The organism is Bifidobacterium sp. WCA-178-WT-4B, assembly GCF_009696495.1.
Taxonomy (GTDB): domain Bacteria; phylum Actinomycetota; class Actinomycetes; order Actinomycetales; family Bifidobacteriaceae; genus Bifidobacterium; species Bifidobacterium infantis.
In genome coordinates this window covers 18,594-40,529 of the sequence record NZ_VULV01000002.1, presented here as the reverse complement: position 1 = coordinate 40,529, position 21,936 = coordinate 18,594, and the positions used below count along the sequence as shown (strand labels likewise).

Sequence of the window (21,936 nt, the reverse complement as noted above, 5' to 3'; positions counted from 1 at the left end):
AATCCACCCAGATTTCCGCTAGCTGAACAGCAGGCCGGAGCGGGTGACCCAGTCGCCGTAGAAAATCGTCAGGGCGAGCAGCACGAAGATGAGTTCGATCATCCAGAACCGCACCACCACCTTGGTTTCGGTCCAACCCTTCAGTTCGAAATGATGGTGGATCGGTGCCATTTTGAATACACGTTTGTGGGTCATCTTGAAGTACCCGACCTGGATGACGTCGCTCATGGCTTCCATGACGTACAGTCCACCCAGAACCACCGCCAGGAATTCGGTGTGCGTGGCGATGGACAGGGCTGCGAACAGACCACCCAAGGCCAGGGAACCGGTATCACCCATGAAAATCGATGCGGGGTTCGAGTTGTACCACAAGAAGCCGAAGCAGGCGACGGCCGCGCATACGGCGATGACGGTCAGATCGAGAGGATCGGACACGGCATAGGAATATCCGCCATGGCTGCCGCCCTTGATGTGGTAGCTTTCCCAGAATGCGATGATGCCAAAACCGGTGAAGGCGATCATCGACGAACCTGCCGCCAGACCGTCAAGCCCATCCGTCAGATTCACTGCGTTGGTCCATGCGGTCATCAGGAAGTTCACCCAGATGACGAACAGGATGATGGCCACGGTTCGACCGGCGAAGTCGAAGTTGAAGAACGGCCGTTCGATGAAGCTGATGCCCGCCTGCGCACTGGGGAAACCCGATTTGGTGGGAATCAGCAGCGCCAGCACCGCGTATATGGTGGCGAAGATGAACTGGCCGATGAACTTGCCGGTCACCGATAGGCCTTCGTTCTGCTTCTTACGCACCTTGGCGAAGTCGTCGATAAAGCCCAGCAGACCCATCGACAGCATGGCGAACAGTACGAGCACCGCGGACCAGGAGGGCACGTCGCCCGAACGCAGGTATCGGTACAGTGCGGAGGATGCCCAACCGAGCAGAATCGCGAAGTTGATGACCACGCCGCCCAACGTGGGGGTGCCGCGCTTGACCAGATGCGACTGCGGCCCATCCTGGCGGATGTACTGGCCATAGTGCAGCTTGTGGACCAGCCGAATCAGCAGCGGGGTGCCGACTAAGGTGACGATGAGCGACACCAGCATTCCAATGATCAGAGCAATCACGTGCAGCTTCTCTTTCTTGTCGGTTTCTTGGGGTGGTTATCGGGTCAGTTCTTTGCCCAGCGTTCAGCCAAAGCGCTCAGGCCTGACGCGTGCGATCCCTTGAGCAGTACCACAGCGTCGGAATGGTTGCGCGCCAAGTCGATGACCAGCTGTTCGGCCGCATCGATGTCGTGTACGCAATCCACCGACGCGGATTGGCTCTGACGGGCACCGTCCGCCAGAGCCTGTGCCAGTGCATCGAGATGTTGGTCTTGGGCGGAACCGACCGCGATGATCGCGTCGATGCCCAATTCGGCCGCATACGTGCCGATAGAGGTGTGCAATGCCGTCTCATCGGCGCCGAGTTCCAGCATGGCACCCAGCAGCGCCACGCGGAACGGATCCTTGCCGTCATTTGAGTTCCAAGCCTTCAACCCGTTCAGGCCGGCTTTCATGGAGTCGGGATTGGCATTGAAGGAATCATCGATCAGTGTGAAGGAAGTCCCCTCGCGATTCACCGTGGACAATGCCATGCGATGAGGGCTGATGGTGTGCTGCGAGGCCAGAATCCGCGCCACCGTTTCGGGTGCCATACCGTAACGCATCGCCACGGTTGCGGCGGCCAACGCGTTCATCACGTTGTGACGTCCAGGAATGCCCAGATGCACCGGCGTATGGTTGCCGTCCGCATCGACCAACGTGAATTCAGCATGATCGGACCGGTCGGCAGTGACATCAATGGCCCGCACCTCGGGCTCCTGCGACGATCCCAAGCCGAACCACAGCACATCGCCGCTGGCCAGGCCGGCCATGGGAACCACGTGTTCGTCATCGGCGTTCAGTACCGCGGTGCCTCCGGGAAGCAGTCCCTGCACGATTTCGCTTTTCGCCTGTGCGATGCGTTCGCGGGAGCCGAATTCTCCAAGGTGAGCGACGCCGACCTTCAATACGATTGCCGTGTTCGGCGGCGCGATACGGGTCAGTCGCGCGATTTCGCCGATATGGCTGGCACCCATCTCAGCCACGAAGAACCGGGTGTGCTCATCGACCCGCAACGCAGTGAGCGGCAGGCCGATCTCATTGTTGAACGATCCCACCGGAGCCACGGTCGGGCCTACGGTGGCAAGCAGGGAGGAGAGCAGATCCTTGGTGGTGGTCTTGCCCACCGAACCGGTCAATCCGATGATGTCGAAGTCGCCGTCCAGCTCGCGGCGGCGAACGATGTTGTGTCGGGCGAGCTCGCCAAGGGCGTCGACCGTGTCTTTCACTACGATCTGCGGCAGGCCATCGGACTCCACCTCATGGTCGACGATGGCCACCGTGGCTCCCTGTTCAGCGGCTTTCGCCACAAAGTCATGCCCATCGACACGCTCGCCTCGGATGGCCACAAACACCGATCCGGGACCGGCCTGCCGCGAGTCGCTGACCGTATTGGTGGCTCGAGACTCGGAATCGGCGTCTCCGATCAATCGACCATCGACGGCCTTGGCGATCTCCTCCACACTCATCGGAACCATGGTGTTTCAAACTCCTTTACGATTACGCTTCGTCCCGCATCCACGGACTTAATTGAGATTGTTGGCCACATGCAGGGCACTGCGTATGTTGTTTTTCCTCACGCCGGCGGCCAGTACCATGGCGATGGCCAAGGACATGTGCCCGAGTCGGACGCGGTCGTACATTGCCGGTGAATCCGCAGCCATTTCATCCGATTCGGGTGTCGACGAGGTCATGGACATGTCATGTTCCGCAACGAATGCGTAGCGTGTCTTCAATTCGTCCAAGCTTGCGCTTGCGTTGACATCTTCCGTGCCCAGCACATCCACGTTCACCGATTCCAACGCATGCTCGGTCAATGTGCGGTCATCCATGGCGATGATCACGGCCGCCACACCGTCTTCGGCGCACACGGACAGCGCGCGCTGCATATCGAGGATGCCCAGAGGATAGTTCAGGTTCATGGTACGTGTCATCGACGTGGACCCGGATGCGGTGATTACCGCCACCGGATTGCCCAGCATGTGCAGGAATTCGGAGAGCTGGGACACGCCTGCGTCAACGGCCTGCTCATCCGCACCGGTCACCGCGAACACCGCCATGGCGTTGGATGGTCCACCGGCCAGGCCGCTGGCCAGATCGCCGAGTACGCGATCGTCGCAATCGCCGTAGAGCAACGGTATATCGGCATTGGCGATCTGCCCTTTGGACGCGCGTGGCAGCAACGCCGCATAGGCACCGGCCTGTGCGGCATGCAGCACATCGGGTTCCTGCTCATGCGTGCAGATGAACAGCGAGCCGGGAATCACGGTATCCACGGCATCGCTGAGTGAGGTAATGGTGACATTGGTGGCGAAGGGTGGATCGACTTCAAAACCGTACCGTTCGACCAGCATTCCCAAGGTCACCCGCTGGGCGATGGATTCGCTCACTGCACTCATGGGCTATCGCCTTTCTCCCCTGATCCTTACCACGTGACTGGAATAGCATTTTTTCGTGGACTGGAGACAGGCACCTCGTATTTCTGCATAAGGAACTCACAAATCTGTGCGGAAACAGGGCCGGCCGTCAGACCGCCGAACACACCATTCGGATCCTTCAGCACCACGGTGACCGCATAGCGCGGGTTGTCCGCGGGAATCACCACGGAATAATCGGAGAGAATGGACGAGAGCGCGCCATCCGAACCCTGCACCTCTGCGGTACCGGACTTGGCGGCCATGCGGTAACCATCGACCTTGACGAACTTGTTGTAGCTCTCCGCCACTGATTCCATCGCATTCATCATGTCCGATGCGACCTTTTCATCCACCACGCGGGTGGCTTCGCCCTTCTTGGTCTCAGTGGTCTTGCCATTGGCATCGGTGGTTGATCTGATGATCGACTGCTGCTGCTTGACGCCCTTGTTCGCGATGGTGGCCACCACGTTGTTGAGCTGCAGGGCGTTGACGGCGTAGCCCTGACCAAACAGGATGGTGTTGCGCGTACGCAGATCCCATGCCGAAGGGCTGGTGAGCAGACCGCTCGATTCACCGGGCAGGTTCAGTCCGGTCGGTTGTCCGATGCCGAATTTGGTCAGGTACTCGTAGCGTTGCTCATCCGGATAGTTCTCCCCGGCCATGATCATGCCGACGTTCGATGAGTTCTGCAGAATACCGGCGAGCGTCCAGCGCTCAGTGCCATGGTCGAATGAGTCCTTGTAGGTCTGGCCCTTCTGTGTGATGTGGTCCGGGACCGACAATTGATCGCTCATCTTATGCAGTCCCGTCTGCAGATAGCCGGACATGGAGATGACCTTGCCCACCGAACCAGGCTCGAAGGTTTCGGACACGGCCCGAGACGGGCTCATCTTCGCCGCATCGGTACCAGCCTGTACTTCATCGCTATCGGCCAGTGCGAGAATCTCCCCGCTCTGGACATCCTGCACCACGGCGATCGCCCACGCTGCACCATACTTGGATTCGGCCTCCTTCAAGGCCTTTTTGACATACCATTGCACATCACGGTCAATGGTCAGGGTGACATCGTCGCCATTTTTGGCCGCCACCGATTCGGTCATGGTGCCGGGAATCTCTTCGCCGCCATTACCACGCTGGTAGGTTTCATGGCCATCGGTTCCGGTAAGCGTCTTGTTCTCGACCTGCTCGATGCCGGCGACGCCATCGCCGTTGTCGTTCACGCCGCCAAGCAGCGCGCCCATGAGATCGCCATCCGCATACAGTCTTTCACTGCTCAGCTCACCCCAGACAATACCGCCCAGGTGCAACGCCTCGATGCTGCGCTTGACCTGTGGGGTCACGTCTTTCTTCAGAATCACATACTGCCCGGTACCGGACAGATCAGCGCCCAGTTCCATGGCGTTCATATCCAGGACTTTGGCCAGCAGTCGGCCCACGGCCGCCGCTCCGGTAGCACCCACGGGTTTGCCGTCAATTTCGTGGCAGTAATCACGGGTGTTGTCATTGCAAGTAATCGGCTCGAACTCCTGTGCAGCCTCCGGATTGGCGACGATAGTATAACGCTCCACGCTTTGAGCGAGCACGGAGCCGTTGGCGTCGAGGATACGCCCACGCTTGGCGCTCAACGTCACGGTCAGGGTGCGGTTAGCCGTGGCCGCTTGTGCGGTTTGACGGCCGCCGATGAGCTGGGTGGAGGCCAGCTGAATCACGCATGCCGACGCCACCAACGCCAATGCGGCGCCGATGGCAATGCATTTGAACGCGAAGGTCTTGACCTTGGCGAACTCTACGATGCGACGAATGGTGTTCACTGGGTTCCGCCTTTGTTGGACTGGTATCCGCTTAAGTCGATGGACACTGATCCCTGCTGCGGGACCATGCCCATGTCGCTGGCCTTGTCGGGCAGGTTCGCGACTAATTGATCGAGTTTGGCCTGATCGTCTTCGATATCTTGGGTAAGTCTGTTGATATTGGTTTCGATCTGTGCCGCCTCAAACGAGTTCTGCACCATCTGGGTACGCAGCATCAGCGCGCCGAACAAGGTGCCGACGAGGAAGATCACTGCGATGGCCACGTGCACCAGCGGTGCGCTTCTTGTTCTGGTCCATTCGATGACCCGTCCGACGACATTGCCCCGCTCGTCTCCACGCGGGTTGGAGACCACCCGCAGCTCAGGTCGGGAGGAGGACTGATGCTTGGTGTGCGGCCGGTTCGAGGCCGGAGCCGCGTTCGATCGAATGTTACGTGCGGTTGCCATATGCCGTTATCCCCTCCTTGTACGAATTCGTGCTGTGTTTTTGGCTCTGCCCGGAGACGCGGAGCCTTGTATCTTGATGTCATTCAGGCCCTGCGCGGTTTGCGTAAAGCGTTTCCTCCATCGCGACGGAATATCACGGCTGACTTCCACCGCCCGCAACCGCACCGAAGCCGATCTCGGGTTGGCTGCGATTTCATGTTCGTCGGCCTTGATGGCACCTCGCGTGAGATCCGTGAAAAACGGTTGGGCATCCGGCGGTATGACAGGCAGGCCAGCCGGAACATCCACTCGCAGCCCTTGTGCCATGAACGATTTGACGGTTTTGTCTTCGAGCGAATGATAGGACTCCACCACCAGTCGTCCCCCGACATGCAGTCGGTTCGCGGCTTGCGGCAATGTGGAGGCGAGCTTGTCTAATTCGCCGTTGACTTCAATGCGCAACGCCTGGAAGACGCGTTTGGCGGGATTGCCCGCCGGGCGGTGGGCTTGCGGCACCACTTCATCGACCAGACGGTTGAGCTGTGCGGTGGTGGTAAACGGCCCCTTGTCTCGATGCGCCACGATGGCGCGGGCGATCTGACGCGAGAAACGCTCTTCACCGTATTCCTTGAATATGCGGACCAGTTCCGCCGCATCATAGGTGGCAAGAATCCGTTCGGCCGTCAACGGCTGGCTGACGTCCATGCGCATATCCAGCGGCGCATCATGCGAATAGGAGAAGCCACGATCGGTTTCGTCGATCTGCAGGCTGGATAATCCCAGATCCATGAATACGGCGTCCACACGTTCTATGCCTCGGTCCGTCAACACCTGATCAAGCTGATCGAAGGCGGCATGCACTGGGATGAATCGATCGGCGAGCCCCTCCCGTTCCATGCGTTCGGCGGCCAGACCCAGCGCTTCGCTGTCACGGTCAATGCCGATGAGCCGAGCCTGAGGCGCGGTTTTGAGGAAGGCGATGGAATGGCCGGCAAGGCCCAAAGTGCAATCCACTGCGACGGCGTTCTCATGTTCCAGGGCAGGCGCCATCAGGTTCACGCAATCGTCAAGCAATACCGGCAGATGAATATTCGCCACATCAACCATCAGAATTCCACCTCCGGCAACACATCGTCAGCAATGTCGGAATATCCCTCTTCCTTCTCGGCGAGGTAGGACTCCCACGTGTCCTTATTCCACAGTTCGGCACGGGTGCCAACGCCGATCACCACGACGTCGGAACCCAGATTGGCGTAATCGCGCAGCATCTGCGGCACCAGTACGCGGCCCTGCTTGTCCGGCTGCTGGTCGACGGCACCGGAAAGGAACACACGCAGGTATTCGCGGGCGGCTTTGTTTCCCACCGACACACGCTGAATCTGCGAGGCGATGCGTCGAAATTCATCGAACGGCAGCAGGTACACGCACCGTTCCTGGCCTCGGGCCATGACCAGGCCCTGCCCCAGCTGGGAGCGGAATTTGGCCGGAAGCGCCATACGGCCCTTGGCATCGATCTTCGGCGTATATGTGCCGAGAAGCAATGGCGGCAGACCAGCCATGAGATCGGCCATAGTGGTGGAGCCTTGTGCGTTGGCATCAGCGTCGCGAATCGGCTGATCGGCAACCATGGCTCCACCTCCTTCATCGTTACGTGGGATACACTTCGGCCAACTGGTTCACCACTCTACCCCACGATTCCCCATTTCTCCCCACTCCTGCACGATTTGCTCACCCTTTTAGGGCGATTACCGATGGATTGCGCGTGTCGGCCACGACTGTCGCACGAATGGACGCTCCGCACATCCAATCCACGTTGTGCACTCCACCGACCAAGCAGCATGGTGAATTCACGCTGAATTCACCTATTCCGGGTTGTCCGCATCACTGACGTAGGGGGTGTGCGGTAAATTTGAATGCCTTAAGTTTTTTCTGCCCCACGGAAATGGAACGAAGAGAACAGCATGTCGAGTTACGCCTCCCAGCTGCATGAGGAGCAGCAGGCCGTCGATCGCGCCTATGGACGATTGGATGATCTGCGAGCCGAAATGTGGCAACGCCTGGACACCGTACGCGCCGCCGGCTCCCACGGATCCCCCACGCAACGCAGCGAACGAGACTCCTTTGCCACAATGTACGAAAACCGCCTCACGCAATTGCGCAGCGTTGAGGATCGGCTGGTGTTTGGCCGCCTCGATGCCAAGAACGGCGACCGTCATTACATCGGCCGCATCGGCCTGTCGAGCCCGGACCATGAGCCGATTCTGACCGACTGGCGTGCCGAAGCCGCACGTCCTTTCTATGAGGCGACCCCCTCCAATCACGGCGACATCGTGATGCGCAGGCATATCACCTTGAGTTTCCGCGAAGTCGTGGGCGTTGAGGATGAGGTGCTCGACGTGCATTCAGACCAGATCGGCCAGGCGTCTTCCGCCGGCACATTGACCGGCGAGGGTGCGCTGCTGGCTTCGTTGAGCTCACGCCGCACCGGCAAGATGACCGATATCGTGGCCACCATTCAGGCCGAGCAGGACCGCATCATCCGCTCCGACATGAATCGCGCCGTGGTGGTGCAGGGCGGCCCCGGCACCGGCAAGACGGCCGTGGCGCTCCATCGCGCCGCCTACCTGCTGTACACGCACCGGCGCACGCTGGAACGTTCCGGCGTGCTGGTGGTTGGCCCTAGCTCGGCGTTCCTGCACTACATTGATCAGGTGCTGCCCTCCTTGGGCGAGACCGGCGTGGTCTCACGCACCATCAGCGATCTGATTCCCGGCATCACCGCCACGGCGGTCGACTCCCCTTATGCAGCCAAGCTCAAGGGCGACCGACGCATGACCTCCGTAGTGGCCAATGCCATCGCCGCACGCGTGCGTGTTCCCGCTGCTCTGCCGACAGTAACCATTAGCGGCATTCAGGTACCGATGTTGGCCACTGATATCGAACAGGCGCAGGCGGACGCGAAGCGCACCCGGCAACCTCATAACAAGGCCCGCGAGACCTTTATCCGTTCGATGCTGACCAGCATGCAGAACCGTTATGCCGAACAGCTTGATTACACGCCGGATCAGGCGGAGCTGAACCGCGCGATGTCGCTGCTGCGTATGAACGAGCAGGTGCGCAAGACCCTGAACCTGTGCTGGCTGCCGATGACCGCCCCATGGCTCATCGATCAGCTGTTCGCCCATCCCGAACGTCTGAAGTCTCTGGCTGGTTGGCTGACCGACAACGACATCGCGGCACTTGCCCGTCCCAAAGGCTCCCCGTTGACCCGTTCCGACATTCCGCTGCTCGACGAAGCGATGGATATGCTGGGCCCCGATCCCAAGGCGGTGGCCCGCCAGTCCGCCGCCGACGCACGTCGTGCCGCCGAAGAGCAGTATGCCAAAGACACGCTGGCCGCGACCGGTCTGGGTGGAGGCATCGTCTCCAGTCAGATGCTGCTCGACCAGATGAACGGGGACGACGCTGAGCTGACCGCGCAGCGGGCCGCGGCCGACCGTGAATGGACCTACGGGCACATCGTGGTCGATGAAGCGCAGGAACTGACCGCCATGGACTGGCGTATGTTGATCCGCCGTTGCCCCTCCCGCTCGTTCACCATCGTGGGCGATGTGGCGCAGACTTCGGCGCTGGGTGGCACCCGACGCTGGAGCAAATCGATGAACCGCCTGTTCGGAGAAAGCCACTGGGATCTGAACGAGTTAACCATCAACTACCGCAATCCGCAGGAAGTTTCCGAACTTGCCTCACGATTCGCCGAGAAGGAAGGCCTCTATATCTCCACGGTCAATGCGGTGCGCACCATCCCCGATTCGGTGTCCCGCAATGTGGTGCCCGACATGTCGTCCTTGCTGGAAACGACGGCCGAGCAGGCGGCGCAGCTTGCCGAACAATTCGTTTCGGCAGACGGCACCGGCCGCATCGCCGTCATCTGTCCGGATGATCTCATCGCCCCGGTGCACGACGCCGTGCGCCGCAAACTGGCCGCCATTCTTGACCCGGCCGAATACGCAAGGCTCATCGAGCAGCCCGAATGGGATGAGCAAATCAGCGTCTGCGGCACCGAAACGGTCAAGGGTCTGGAGTTCGATGCCGTCGTGGTGGTCGAGCCCGGTCTCATCGAGGATGACGCGCCGAGCCGCCCGGTCGCCGCTTCGGACCTGTACGTGGCAATGACCAGGCCGACCCAGAAACTGGTTATAGTTCGGACAAAAACAGACGAGAAGTCCCTGAACATCTAAGGTATGAAGCATGCCCAAAGCACTGTTATTGGAAAACATTCACCCCGACGCGGCCAAGTCGTTGCGTGACCACGGTTTCGAAGTCGAGACCATGAAGGGCGCCTTGAGCGAGGACGAACTCATCGACGCGCTGGATGGCGTGGACCTGGTGGGCGTACGCTCCAAGACCAACGTCACAGCCCGCGTTCTGGATGCGCGTCCTACGCTCAGCGCCATCGGCTGCTTCTGCATCGGCACCAATCAGGTCGATCTGGAGTACGCCGGCAAGCGTGGCATCGCCGTGTTCAACGCTCCCTACTCCAACACCCGTTCCGTGGTGGAATTGGTGATTTGCGACATCATCTGCTTGATGCGCCGCATTCCCGCACACACGCATCACATCAAGCATGGCCTGTGGGACAAGTCCGCTTCCGGCTCGCATGAAGTGCGCGGCAAGACCCTCGGCATCATAGGCTACGGCAACATCGGCTCCCAGCTGTCGGTACTGGCCGAGGCCCTCGGCATGCGCGTGGTGTTCTACGACATTGAAGAGAAACTGGCACTGGGCAACGCCCACCGTTGCGACACCCTCAACGAACTGCTGGAACAGTCCGATGCCGTGACCCTGCACGTGGATGGCCGCAAGTCGAACACCGGCTTCTTCGGCGAAGACCAATTCGCCCACATGAAGCAGGACGCGATTTTCATTAACCTTTCGCGCGGTTTCGTCGCCGATCTGGGAGCTCTGAAGCAGCACCTCGATTCCGGCCATCTGTCTGGCGCGGCGGTCGACGTGTTCCCCGTTGAACCGAAGAAGAGCGGAGATCCGTTCGAGACCTCACTGGCCAATGAAGACAATATGATTCTGACTCCTCATATTGGCGGCTCCACTTTGGAAGCTCAGGAATCCATCGGCCATTTCGTCTCTCAGCGTCTTGAGGATTACTGGTTCAGGGGTTCTACCTCCTTGTCCGTGAACCTACCGCAGATCAACCTCGGTGAGTGCGAGGGTGTGTGCCGTATCGCCCATCTGCACGACAATCTTCCTGGTGTGCTGGCTCATGTCAATCGTGTGCTCGGCGAGGAGAACATCAACGTTTCCTTCCAGTCGCTGGCCACCGAAGGCGAACTTGGCTATGTGGTCACCGACGTGGCTCAGAAGCCCAGCGCCGCCACGCTTGAAGCACTGCGCAGCATCGAAGGCACCATTCGCATGCGTGTCATCAGCTGACGCAGCTCATCCTCGATTGATATGAAAGAGACCCGTCGTTGACGGGTCTCTTTCATAAGTGCAGGGCTTCATGATTGGCGCGCACCATGGTTTGCGAATCACTCGCATATCACGGTGCATGGCATTCGAATATTATTCACGCAAACCATCAATGGCGCTTTGGAAATCCTCCAGACCTGCAAAGTTCTGGTACACACTCGCGAATCGAAGGTACGCCACCACATCCAAGTCACGCAACGGTTTCAGGATGGCTTTGCCCACTTCGTCTGAGGTGACTTCGGCAAGGCCTCGGGAGCGAAGATCCTCTTCGACTTTCTGTCCCAGCAGCTTCAGATCCTCTTCTCTGACCGGCCGCCCCTGGCAGGCTTTGCGTACGCCGGAAATCACTTTGTCTCTGCTGAATGGCTCCACGCCACCCGAACGTTTAGTGACCAGCAGCATACTGGTTTCCACCGTGGTAAAACGCTTGTTGCATTTCGGGCATACGCGACGCCGACGGATGGAATGACCGTCATCGCTAATGCGCGTATCAATGACTTTGGTGTCGGGGTTCTGGCAAAAAGGACAATGCATGCTCCCCAGAATAACGTGTACGGGCGGAAAAACCATGCCGATCGGGTTTCATTTACTCAGCCGGAACAATAATGCGCTGCCCGGCCTGCAATGATCCGGACTCAAGATTGTTCAACGCAATCAGTTCATCCACCGTTTCCGATACATCATGACCAGCAGGCGTGATAGCCGAAGCATATGACCAGAGCGTATCCCCCGGCCGCACGATATAACTGGTCACCTGCGTGGCCCCCGTATCCGATTGGGCCCGCTGAGCGGTAAACGCGCCGAAACCACACCAAGCAAGCGCCAAGGCGACCATCACTGCGATAATCCTCCCACGCACATTCCGGCGGGACGTTCCAGCATGCTGCATAGTTACACGTGCGCTACAGGCCGGGGCCATCACCATTGAACCAGTCATCACGACCACCTCTCTCGAACAGATGTTCTATCGAACAACTGTTCTTATAATGGCACAAATGTTCGACACGGTCAAGTAGAAACTCGAACAGATGTTTGATTTCACGCGAACAACACGTTATGCTGGTGGCATAACGAAAGGAGCCCTGACGTGAGCACCATTCCCTTCTCCCCCAAGCAGAAGCCGGACGAGTCCACCCTAACCGACCGCCAGCGCAAAGTGTTGGACGCCATTCGCACGCATATCGACGAACAAGGCTTCGCTCCTTCTTTCCGGGAAATCGGAAATGCCGCCGGGCTCAAAAGTCCGTCTTCGGTCAAGCATCAGCTACAAGTTTTGGAAGACAAGGGCTTCATCCGCATGAACGCGAACAAGGGTCGCGCCATCGAGGTGGTGGCAGGATCCGCCCCGAATGCCGAAAAGCCCTCCCAAGCCAGCGAAGAGGCAACCAGCACCAGTAATGTGGCGGAGATATACCAATTCCCCGCCGAAGCCATTGCCGAATCACACGATGTGCCGCTCGTCGGCCGTATTGCCGCCGGTGTGCCAATTACCGCCGAACAGCATGTGGACGACGTCATGCGTCTGCCGGAACGGCTGACCGGCTCCGGCACCCTGTTCATGCTGGAAGTCCACGGTGATTCCATGGTGGATGCCGCTATCTGCGATGGCGACTATGTGGTGGTGCGAGAACAGAATTCCGCCGTCAACGGAGATATCGTCGCCGCTCTGCTGGATGACGAGGCCACGGTGAAGACCTTCCGCAAGGAAAACGGCCATGTCTGGCTGATGCCGCACAACCCCGCATACTCGCCCATCGACGGCACACATGCAACGATTATGGGCAAGGTGGTCACCGTACTGCGCAAATTGTAGCCTGTTCGCCACCAGCTGATCAGCGTGCGCTGAATCGCGCTGGTCGTGCTATAGTCGCACACAGCTTACGAAACCCCGGCCTCGCGCCGGGGTTTCGTCGTATTCAGACCATATCGCAAATGGTATTGAGAAGCGGTTTCAACTCGATAGAGCGAAGGAGTACATATGGCTCATACCCATGCACCCGCATCATCCACATCCGTAGACCCTGCCGCGCATCAGCGCAGGCTGATTGCCACGTTGACCGTCACCGGTTCGGTCTTCCTCATCGAAGTGGTGTCGGCCGTTTTAACCGGCTCACTGGCCCTGCTGGTGGATGCCGGTCATATGCTCACCGACATGTCCGTGCTGGTGGCATCCACAATCACCGCCATACTGATGCGCCGCAAGCCCAACAACACTCGTACTTGGGGCTGGGCCAGGCTTGAGGTGCTCACCGCTGCCGCAGGTGCCGTGGTGCTGCTCGTCGTTGGCATCTATGCGTTGGTGGAGGCCGGCATGCGTCTGTTCGGCGGTTCCAAAGCGGAAATCGACGATATCGGCTTGCTGCTGTTCGTGGGCATTCTGGGTCTTGCCGCAAATATCATCTCGATTTTTATCCTTGCCTCGCAGCGCGAAGACAACATGAATATGAAGGCCGCGTTCCTCGAGGTGATGAATGACGCACTTGGCTCGGTGGCCGTGGTGGCCTCTGCCCTGGTAATGATCTCCACCGGATGGAATGGCTTCGACGCCGTGGCCGGTGCCGTCATCGCACTGATGATGATTCCGCGCGCCATCAAGTTGCTGCACAACGCGGTCAAGGTGCTGCTGGAGGAAACGCCGGATGGACTTGACCTCGATAAGGTACGCGAACATCTGGAAAGTATGCCGCATGTGCTTGCCGTGCATGACCTCCACGCCAGCACGGTGTCCACCGGCATGCCGATTCTGATGGCCCACGTGGTAGTTGACAAAGACCTCACCATGGAAGATGCCGCCACAATCCTCACCCAACTGCAGGATTGCCTGCGCGAGCACTTCCCGGTCTCGATCCCCCACACCACCTTCCAGCTCGAGCCCGAGGGCTATAGCTCCCACTCCCCCAACGAATTCCACGAATAAAAAAAAATGCTCTCAACGGGAGCATTCAGCAGGGTATAGAAAATCGCTGTACATGCGCGACCTTCGTGCCGCACAAGATGAAGGCCTACAAAGGTAGGTCAAGCCTTGTGCGGTGCGAAAGGCGCTCCGTACAGCGATTTTTATCAGAAGCCGAACTGGGCGGCGGTTTCCTTCAGCGTCTCGGCGGAGCGCTTCAGGGCGGCGAGCTCCTTGTCGGAGACCGGGGTGTTGATGGTGTTGTTGACGCCCTGACGGTTCAGGAGGGTCGGCACGGACATGCAGATGTCGGAGATGCCGTGGAAGTCCTTGAGCATGGAGCTCACCGGCAGGATGCGGTTGGTGTCGCGCAGCACGGCCTCGATGATGTCGACGCCGGACATGCCGATGGCGTAGTTGGTGGCACCCTTACCGTTGATGATCTTGTAAGCGGCGTTCTTGACTTCCTGGTGGATCTCCTCGCGCTTGGCGGCGTCAAGCGGGCTGTGGCCGGGCAGCGGGGTCCAGTCGCACATGGGAACGCCACCGATGGTGGCGGACTCCCACAGCGGGACCTCGGAGTCGCCGTGCTCGCCGGCGATGTAGGCGTGCACGTTCTTGACGTTGACGCCGGTCTGCTGGGCGATCAGGAAGCGCAGACGAGCGGAATCCAGGTTGGTACCGGAGCCGAAGACCTGGTTCTCGGGCAGGCCGGTGAGCTTCTGGGCGACGTGGGTGGCGATGTCGACCGGGTTGGTGATGAGCATGTAGATGGCGTTCGGAGCCACCTTGACCAAGTTCGGCATGATGGCCTTGAGGATGTTGACGGTAGCGCCAACGAGCTCCAGGCGGGACTGGCCCGGCTTCTGACGCGGACCAGCGGTGATGACGACCATGTCGGCGTCGCGGCAGATCTCAGGATCGTCGGAACCGTCGATGGACACGGTCGGGTAGAAGCTGGAGCCGTGCTGCATGTCAAGCACTTCGGCTTCCACGCGCTCCTTGGCGATGTCTTCAAGCACGATCTCGCGAGCGACGCCACGCTGGGCGGCGGCGAAGGCAAGGGTGGAGCCAACGGCACCGGCACCAATAACAGCAAGCTTCGTGGGCTTAACGGTAGTTTCCGCCATGATGGATGAACCTCTCTTCAAAGGCGGTCTGCTGATGAATGGCAGGCCTTGTAACTAACGTCTTCACTCTATAAACCCGCTAAGACGTTTTGCTACCAGCGCACCACCCTGTTTGATAACGGTACGGTAATGTTCTCAACGGTTGTTAGCGCTCCCAAACAAACTGTGATGTTTATCACGTTAGTCAATGGACTGTTCGACCACCTGAGCGGCAAGATGGGCGTCAACGTCCGCTTCAAGCTGTATGCCATCATCGCGGTACTCCACCTTGTCTACCTTGCCGTATTCGCGTACACGAGAGATCAGGGAGCCAGCGGTATACGGCAGCAGAGCGTTGACATGCACATGCGGGACCGGCAGCAGACTTTCGACCGCGGTACGCAGCTCGTCCAATCCCTCACCGGTATAGGCGGAGACGATGAACGCATCCGGCTGCAGTGCGGCAAGTCGTTCACGAGTTGTCTCGTCCGCCTGATCGGCCTTGTTGAATACGAGAATACGAGGAATCGAGGCCGTGCCTTCGATGTCCGCCAACACATCGTTGACCGCATCGACCTGAGAGAACGGGTCAGGGTGTGAGCCATCGACCACGTGCAGGATCACATCGGCCTCGGCCACCTCTTCCAGGGTGGATTTGAACGCCTCGACCAGCTGGGTGGGCAGGCGGCGCACGAAACCGACCGTGTCCACATAGGCGTAAGCGCGTCCGTCGCGGGTTTTGGCGCGGCGCACGGCCGTGTCCAATGTGGCGAACAGCGCGTTTTCCACCAGTTCGGCCGAGCCGGTCAGACGGTTGGTCAACGAGGATTTGCCGGCGTTCGTGTAGCCGACCACGGCCACTGTGGGCAGGCCGAAGCGACGGCGCGAACCGCGCTTGACCTCACGCGCCGGGGCCATCTCACGAATCTGACGGCGCAGTCTGGCGATACGCGTGCGAATCACACGACGGTCCATTTCGATTTTGGTCTCGCCCGGGCCTCGCGATCCGATGCCCGCATCCGCGCCGGCCGCGCGACCGCCGGCCTGGCGGGACAGCGAACCACCCCAACCACGCAGTCGGGGCAGCATGTATTCGAGCTGCGCCAACTCCACCTGCGCCTTACCTTCACGCGAGGTGGCGTGCTGGGCGAAGATGTCCAGAATCACCGCGGTGCGATCCACCACCTTGACTTTGGCGGCGTCCTCCAATGCACGGCGCTGTGACGGCGGCAGGTCGTCGTCCACGATAATCGTATCGGCTTCCTCACGCGCCACGATGTCGGCAATCTCCTTGGCTTTGCCGGAACCAACGTACGTGGCTGCATCCGGCTTGGAGCGATGCTGCAGCAAACCATCGCATACCACCGCACCGGCGGTTTCGGCGAGCGCCGCCAACTCCCTCAACGATTCCTCGGCCTTGGCTTGCGTGGTGACGGCGGACGACCAGACGCCGACGAGCACCACACGTTCCAGACGCACCTTGCGGTATTCGACTTCGGTGACGTCCTGCAGCTCGCCGAGACCGGCGACATGCTTGAGCTCGTTGCGGGCCTCGCGCTCCTCCCATTCCTGGTTGGCGTCCTCATGCCAGCCGGTCGCGCGCTGGCTGTCGTCGAGCAGCACTTCGGACTGCCCGGCCAGCACACCTTCAGGGGTAACGTCGTTGTTGCCGCGGTCGATGTCGGTGTACTGGGTGTTGTCGGTCAAGTGCGCCTCGTTTGGTTGGAATGGTTCACGATTCTTCTATGGTCCTTTATTATCATCACATGAGGTGACATGCTGGCATAGATCGGCACGTACCGGCATAGGCCGGCTGATACAGGTCGGCATACGAGAGCGGCGAATCCCGCAGAAATGGAGCGACCATGGCAGAACAGTATTTCTCTGCGGAACCCGCGTCGAAGGATGTGCGCCGCACATTGAACGTAACGTTGCGCGGCCATGAGACGACCGCTCAGGTGTCGAACGGCGTGTTCTCCGGCTCGCGCGTGGACCTCGGTACGTCGGTATTGCTGAAGCATGCGCCCGAGCCGCCGCTTACCGGCGATTTCCTGGATTTGGGCTGCGGCTGGGGCCCTATCGCCCTGACATTGGCGTTTGAGTCGCCCGAAGCGAACGTGTGGGCGGTGGATGTCAACGAACGCGCGCTGGACCTGACCCATGCCAACGCGCAGGCGAACGGCCGCACGAACATTCATACGGCTCAGGTGGACGAGTCCAGCACTCCCCTGCCCGCCGAGAACCAGCCGGCGTTCTGCGAGACGGTGCCGGGCGACCTCACGTTTGATGCGATTTGGTCGAATCCGCCGATCCGAGTCGGCAAGGAAGCGCTGCATACGTTGCTTATGGCTTGGCTGCCGAAGCTCAAGGTGGGCGGCGCCGCCTATCTCGTAGTGCAGAAGAATCTCGGCTCCGATTCGCTGATCCCCTGGCTGGACGATGCGCTCGGCGAGGGGTTCACTGCGAGCAAATACGCGAGCTCCAAGGGCTTCCGTATCATTGAAGTTCGTCATGAAATATGAGTATCCTGCAGAACTTCCCGTATCTGCCGCGCGTGATGAGATAGCCAGCGCGGTCAAACGTTCCCAAGTCGTTATTGTGTCCGGCCAGACCGGTTCGGGCAAAACCACACAGCTGCCGAAAATCCTGCTTGAGCTTGGCCGTGGCACGCACGGCAAGCAGATCGTGCACACCCAGCCTCGCCGCATCGCCGCGCGTACGGTGGCCGAACGTATCGCCTCGGAGATGGGCGTGAAGCTCGGTGACGAGGTCGGCTATCAGGTGCGTTTCACCGACGAAAGCTCGCCCAGCACACGATTGAGGGTCGTGACCGACGGTATTCTGCTCGCCCAGATCCAGCGCGATCCGAAACTCACCCAATACGATACGATCATCATCGACGAGGCGCATGAGCGCAGTCTTAACATCGACTTTCTGCTCGGCTATCTGACGGCACTGCTGCCTCAGCGCCGCGATCTGAAGCTCATCATTACCTCCGCGACCATCGATTCGGTCAAGTTCCAGGAGCATTTCGAGCACGCCTTGCATGAGAAGGTGCCGGTAATCGAGGTTTCCGGCCGCACCTTCCCCGTGCAGGTGGTCTACGAGCCGCTTGGCACCGCGCCCGCGTTGATGCGCGAAGTGCCGGGATTCGCGGTGGGCGCTCGCCCCGGTGACGCCGATTACGACGAGCTGGCCAGCGCCATCGCGGAATCCGATTCCGACCGGCCCCGCGGCCGGTCCGGTGCCTCCTATGCCGACGACGGCATCACCGATATGCCCACGGCCGTGGCTCGAGCCTGCGCCGAACTGGTGATCCACTCCTCCCACGAGCGCGGTCCCCGCGATATTCTGGTCTTCGCCTCCGGCGAGCGCGACATCCACGAGTTCGAGGCCGCACTGCGGCATCATTACGGCCCGCGCGCCGACGACATGCGCCGGCCGGATGCCATCGAGATCATGCCGCTGTTCGCGCGATTGTCCGCCGCCGACCAGCACAAGGTGTTCGAATCGCACCTTCACCAGCGCATCGTCATCGCCACCAATGTGGCTGAGACCTCGCTGACCGTGCCCGGCATCCGCTACGTGGTGGACCCCGGTTCCGCCCGTATCTCCCGGTATTCGAAGACTGCAAAGGTCCAGCGTCTGCCGATCGAGCCGATCAGCCAGGCCAGTGCCGACCAGAGGTCCGGCCGATGCGGCCGCGTGGCCGACGGCATCGCGATCCGCCTGTATTCGCGTGAGGATTACGAGACCCGACCGCGCTTCACGGAGCCGGAAATCCTGCGTACCTCGCTGGGTGCCGTGGTGCTCCACATGCTGTCGGTGGGCGTGGCCCGCACGGCCGAGGACGTCACGAACTTCGGGTTCATCGATCCGCCGGATATGAAGGCCGTGTCGGACGGTTTCAATGAGCTCACCGAGCTCAAGGCCATCGGCCGCAAGCGCGGCGAGGTGACGCTCACCCATACCGGCCGTCAGCTGGCGCGCATCCCCATCGACGTGCGTCTGGGACGTATGGTTATCGAAGCCGCGAAGACCGGTTCGCCGAATCTTCTGGCCCAGGTGCTCGTGGTCGTGGCGTTCCTGAGCTTGCAGGACCCACGTGAACGCCCGGACGACAAGCGTGAGGATGCCGACCGCATCCACAACCGGTACGCGGATGAGACCTCCGACTTCCTGACGGCCTTGAACATCTGGGACCGCGTGTTCCAGGCGGACGGCGACCCGAGCAACAACGCGCTGCGACGCATCTGCAAAACCGAGTACTTCAGCTGGCTCAGGATGCGCCAGTGGAAGGATCTCGTCTCCCAGCTGCGCCAGATGTGCCGGGAGCTGCGGTTCAAGGTCGGCGACCCGCTGCCCGCCTCCCGCCCAGGCTTGGAGATTCGCCAGATGCCGTTGAATCAGCAGGCCGCGCATTCGCTGTGCTGCTCGTGGGATGCGGATGGCATCCACAAGTCGATGCTCGCCGGATTGCTGTCGATGATGGGCATGCAGGTGGTGCGTGAGCCCAAGGCATCCGATTTCGCGGGGCTGACCGGTGCGGCGCGCGCCCGTGCGATGAAACGCGCCCAGAAACAGTCGAAGAACGATTATCAGGGCGCGCGCGGCACCCGTTTCGCCCTGTTCCCCGCCTCCGCCGTGGCCAAGAAGACCCCGTCATGGGTGATGAGCACCGAACTGGTGGAGACCTCTCGCCTGTGGGCCCGCTATTCGGCGGCCATCGACCCGACGTGGGCCGAACCGTTGGCCGGCCAATTGACCCGCACCACGTATGCGGAGCCGCACTGGTCGGGTTCGCGTGGCTCGGCTGTGGCCACCGCGCGCGTGCTGCTGTATGGTCTGCCGATCGTACAGGACCGTGCCGTGCAGTGGGGACGCATCAATCCACTTGAGGCGCGCGACTTCCTGATTCGCCAGGGTCTGGTCGAGGGCGATATTCAGCAGCGTTTCAGTTACGACGACTTTGTGGGCAAAAACCGCGACATTCTCGAGGATGCCGCCGATGATGCGAGCCGCACCCGCCAGCTGGCGGATACCGTGTCCGACGAGGATCTGTTCGACTTCTACAACGCGGTCATTCCCAACGATGTGACCAGCGTGGCCGATCTGGCGAAATGGTGGAAGTCCGAGCATGACCGTCAGCCGAATCTGCTTGATTTCGACCCGGCCAAGGTGGAGCGTCTGGCATCCAGCGATTCGGTGAGCCTGGACGATTACCCCGACCATTGGCATACGACCGGATCGGACGGCCAACCCATCGACCTGCGTTTGAGCTACGTGTACGATCCGGCCGACCCGGCCGACGGCGTCACCGTGCATGTGCCGTTGAAGGCGCTCTCGCGTATCACGCCCGACCAGTTCACATGGAATGTGCCGGGCCTGTTGGATGAGCTGATCCTGTCGATGATCAAGGCGCTGCCCAAGCAGCTGCGCGTCCAGTTCGTGCCGGCCCCGGATGCCGCGCGTGCGATTCGTGACTGGATCGACGAGCATTACCCGGATCTGCCGGGCTCGGGCTCGCAGCAGAAGCCGAATCTGCCGCCGGTGGATGAGGATGGCACGACCGTTGGCTGGCCCGATCTGGCACATGTGTTCACCAAGGCGGCCATCGCCACCAAGGGTGCGCAGATTCATCCCGAAGTGTTGGGGCCGGAACTGGTCGAGCGTCTTTCCCCGTATCTCAGGGTCACGTTCTCGGTGGAGCAGCAACTGCCGGCCGGCAAGCACCCTCGTGGACGCCGGCATGCGCGCGGCCCCGTCAAGGTGCTGGGTGTGTCCAAGGATCTGAAGGCGCTGCAACGCAAGTTCGCCGCGCAGGCGGAGGCGTCGGCCCGTCAAATGGTCAAGAAGCAGGCCGATCAGGCTGGAGAACAGGGCAAGCTGGTCAGTCAGGCGAACCTGTTGCATAAGGCGGGTGCCACCACCGAGTCCCGGGCCACGATGCTCTGGCGTGGCGCATTGGATGCGCTGCGGTTGCCGGCCGAACGCATTTCGTCGCGCTGGCTGGGTACCGAGGCGTTGATGCTAGCGTCCGCCCCGTATCGGTCCACCAAGGATCTGGTCGAGGACCTGCAGCTGGCCACGGTCAAACGGCTGATGCCGAATGTCGACAGTCTCTCGGACGATGAGGCGTTGGCCAATGCGGTGCTCGATGTGCGCGAAGTGTACGAGGACACCGTCTATCAGGTGGCGCATGACGTGATCGCCGTGCTCAAGGCGTATGCCGAAGTGGACAAGGCCACCGGAGGCAAGGCCGATCTGCCGATGCTTTCGGTGCTGCAGTCGGTGCGCGAGCACATCGCCACGCTGGTGTTCCCCGGATTCGTCGGAGCCGCTCCCCCGGACGCGCTGACGAACATCTCCCGATACCTGCAGGCCGATCTCATGCGCCTGACCAAGGCGAAGGCCGACAAGAACCGCGACGTGCGATGGGCGTGGGAGGCCGACGAGGCCCGCACGCTGGTCGACAAGGCGATGGCCAAGGCCAAGGCGGAGCCGGCCGGCCCCCGCCACGAGACGCTGATGAAGCAGGCGACCGCCGCCCGCTGGATGCTCGAGGAATTCTACGTGTCCCTGTGGGCGCAGGAACTCGGCACCGCCAAGCCGGTGAGCCTGCAGCGCATCAAGAAGGCGCTGGCGTAG

The 21,936-nt window shown here is 60.6% G+C and carries 17 protein-coding genes; 6 read left to right on the top strand and 11 right to left on the bottom strand.

The annotated features are described in order from the left end of the window. Positions 1 to 18: 18 nt before the first annotated feature. The 7 genes from mraY to mraZ are packed head-to-tail and all read right to left on the bottom strand — an operon-like array spanning position 19 to position 7,424. Positions 19 to 1,125 carry a phospho-N-acetylmuramoyl-pentapeptide-transferase gene (gene mraY, locus FYJ31_RS01985; RefSeq protein ID WP_326831160.1) on the bottom strand — a complete coding sequence of 369 codons (1,107 nt, stop codon included), beginning with the start codon at positions 1,123 to 1,125 and terminating at the stop codon, positions 19 to 21. A 44-nt stretch (positions 1,126 to 1,169) separates the two neighbouring features. Then, positions 1,170 to 2,621, bottom strand: a complete 1,452-nt coding sequence (locus FYJ31_RS01980; protein ID WP_154535830.1) for a UDP-N-acetylmuramoyl-tripeptide--D-alanyl-D-alanine ligase — start codon at positions 2,619 to 2,621, stop codon at positions 1,170 to 1,172. Between the two features lie 48 nt (positions 2,622 to 2,669). Next, on the bottom strand, positions 2,670 to 3,542 hold the full coding sequence (locus tag FYJ31_RS01975) for a hypothetical protein (RefSeq protein ID WP_154535829.1): 873 nt from the start codon (positions 3,540 to 3,542) through the stop codon (positions 2,670 to 2,672). A 26-nt stretch (positions 3,543 to 3,568) separates the two neighbouring features. Next, the gene (locus FYJ31_RS01970) at positions 3,569 to 5,371 is read right to left on the bottom strand and encodes a peptidoglycan D,D-transpeptidase FtsI family protein (protein WP_326831159.1); all 1,803 of its coding nucleotides are present in this window, start codon (positions 5,369 to 5,371) and stop codon (positions 3,569 to 3,571) included. Next, positions 5,368 to 5,817: a hypothetical protein gene (locus FYJ31_RS01965; RefSeq protein ID WP_012577224.1), complete on the bottom strand. Its 450-nt coding sequence runs from the start codon at positions 5,815 to 5,817 to the stop codon at positions 5,368 to 5,370. Before FYJ31_RS01965 ends, FYJ31_RS01970 begins: the two co-directional genes overlap by 4 nt. Before the next feature lie 6 nt (positions 5,818 to 5,823). Next, entirely contained in the window at positions 5,824 to 6,903 is a 1,080-nt protein-coding gene (rsmH, locus tag FYJ31_RS01960; RefSeq protein WP_154535828.1) for a 16S rRNA (cytosine(1402)-N(4))-methyltransferase RsmH, read from the bottom strand. Beyond that, on the bottom strand, positions 6,903 to 7,424 hold the full coding sequence (gene mraZ / locus FYJ31_RS01955) for a division/cell wall cluster transcriptional repressor MraZ (RefSeq protein WP_012577222.1): 522 nt from the start codon (positions 7,422 to 7,424) through the stop codon (positions 6,903 to 6,905). Before mraZ ends, rsmH begins: the two co-directional genes overlap by 1 nt. Before the next feature lie 333 nt (positions 7,425 to 7,757). Between mraZ and FYJ31_RS01950 the strand changes: the two genes are divergently transcribed. Together FYJ31_RS01950 and serA are read left to right on the top strand one after the other, a co-directional pair. Next, positions 7,758 to 10,037, top strand: coding sequence for a HelD family protein (locus FYJ31_RS01950; protein ID WP_154535827.1), 2,280 nt, complete (start codon positions 7,758 to 7,760; stop codon positions 10,035 to 10,037). 10 nt (positions 10,038 to 10,047) lie between these two features. Further along, the gene (gene serA, locus FYJ31_RS01945; RefSeq protein WP_012577220.1) at positions 10,048 to 11,247 is read left to right on the top strand and encodes a phosphoglycerate dehydrogenase; all 1,200 of its coding nucleotides are present in this window, start codon (positions 10,048 to 10,050) and stop codon (positions 11,245 to 11,247) included. Between the two features lie 132 nt (positions 11,248 to 11,379). Here the strand turns inward: serA and nrdR are convergent, their stop codons facing one another. Together nrdR and FYJ31_RS01935 are read right to left on the bottom strand one after the other, a co-directional pair. Further along, a complete protein-coding gene (gene nrdR / locus FYJ31_RS01940) occupies positions 11,380 to 11,820 on the bottom strand; it encodes a transcriptional regulator NrdR (protein ID WP_014484715.1) in 441 nt (146 codons plus the stop codon). A gap of 52 nt (positions 11,821 to 11,872) precedes the next feature. Continuing rightward, on the bottom strand, positions 11,873 to 12,223 hold the full coding sequence (locus FYJ31_RS01935; RefSeq protein WP_154535826.1) for a LysM peptidoglycan-binding domain-containing protein: 351 nt from the start codon (positions 12,221 to 12,223) through the stop codon (positions 11,873 to 11,875). A 150-nt stretch (positions 12,224 to 12,373) separates the two neighbouring features. Here FYJ31_RS01935 and lexA point away from each other — a divergent pair, with 150 nt between their 5' ends. Then, positions 12,374 to 13,099: a transcriptional repressor LexA gene (gene lexA, locus FYJ31_RS01930; RefSeq protein ID WP_007052535.1), complete on the top strand. Its 726-nt coding sequence runs from the start codon at positions 12,374 to 12,376 to the stop codon at positions 13,097 to 13,099. A gap of 165 nt (positions 13,100 to 13,264) precedes the next feature. Continuing rightward, positions 13,265 to 14,203 carry a cation diffusion facilitator family transporter gene (locus tag FYJ31_RS01925; protein ID WP_012577216.1) on the top strand — a complete coding sequence of 313 codons (939 nt, stop codon included), beginning with the start codon at positions 13,265 to 13,267 and terminating at the stop codon, positions 14,201 to 14,203. Positions 14,204 to 14,346: 143 nt separating this feature from the next. Here FYJ31_RS01925 and FYJ31_RS01920 read toward each other — a convergent pair whose 3' ends face one another. Then, the gene (locus tag FYJ31_RS01920; protein WP_065436250.1) at positions 14,347 to 15,309 is read right to left on the bottom strand and encodes an L-lactate dehydrogenase; all 963 of its coding nucleotides are present in this window, start codon (positions 15,307 to 15,309) and stop codon (positions 14,347 to 14,349) included. Positions 15,310 to 15,489: 180 nt separating this feature from the next. Next, the gene (gene hflX, locus FYJ31_RS01915; RefSeq protein ID WP_032744285.1) at positions 15,490 to 16,995 is read right to left on the bottom strand and encodes a GTPase HflX; all 1,506 of its coding nucleotides are present in this window, start codon (positions 16,993 to 16,995) and stop codon (positions 15,490 to 15,492) included. Between the two features lie 158 nt (positions 16,996 to 17,153). On the opposite strand from hflX, the gene FYJ31_RS01910 reads away from it, so the two are divergent. Both FYJ31_RS01910 and hrpA read left to right on the top strand, forming a co-directional pair. Next, on the top strand, positions 17,154 to 17,810 hold the full coding sequence (locus FYJ31_RS01910; protein WP_032744283.1) for a class I SAM-dependent methyltransferase: 657 nt from the start codon (positions 17,154 to 17,156) through the stop codon (positions 17,808 to 17,810). Then, on the top strand, positions 17,800 to 21,936 hold the full coding sequence (gene hrpA / locus FYJ31_RS01905) for an ATP-dependent RNA helicase HrpA (protein ID WP_154535825.1): 4,137 nt from the start codon (positions 17,800 to 17,802) through the stop codon (positions 21,934 to 21,936). The genes FYJ31_RS01910 and hrpA overlap by 11 nt, the downstream gene beginning before the upstream one ends.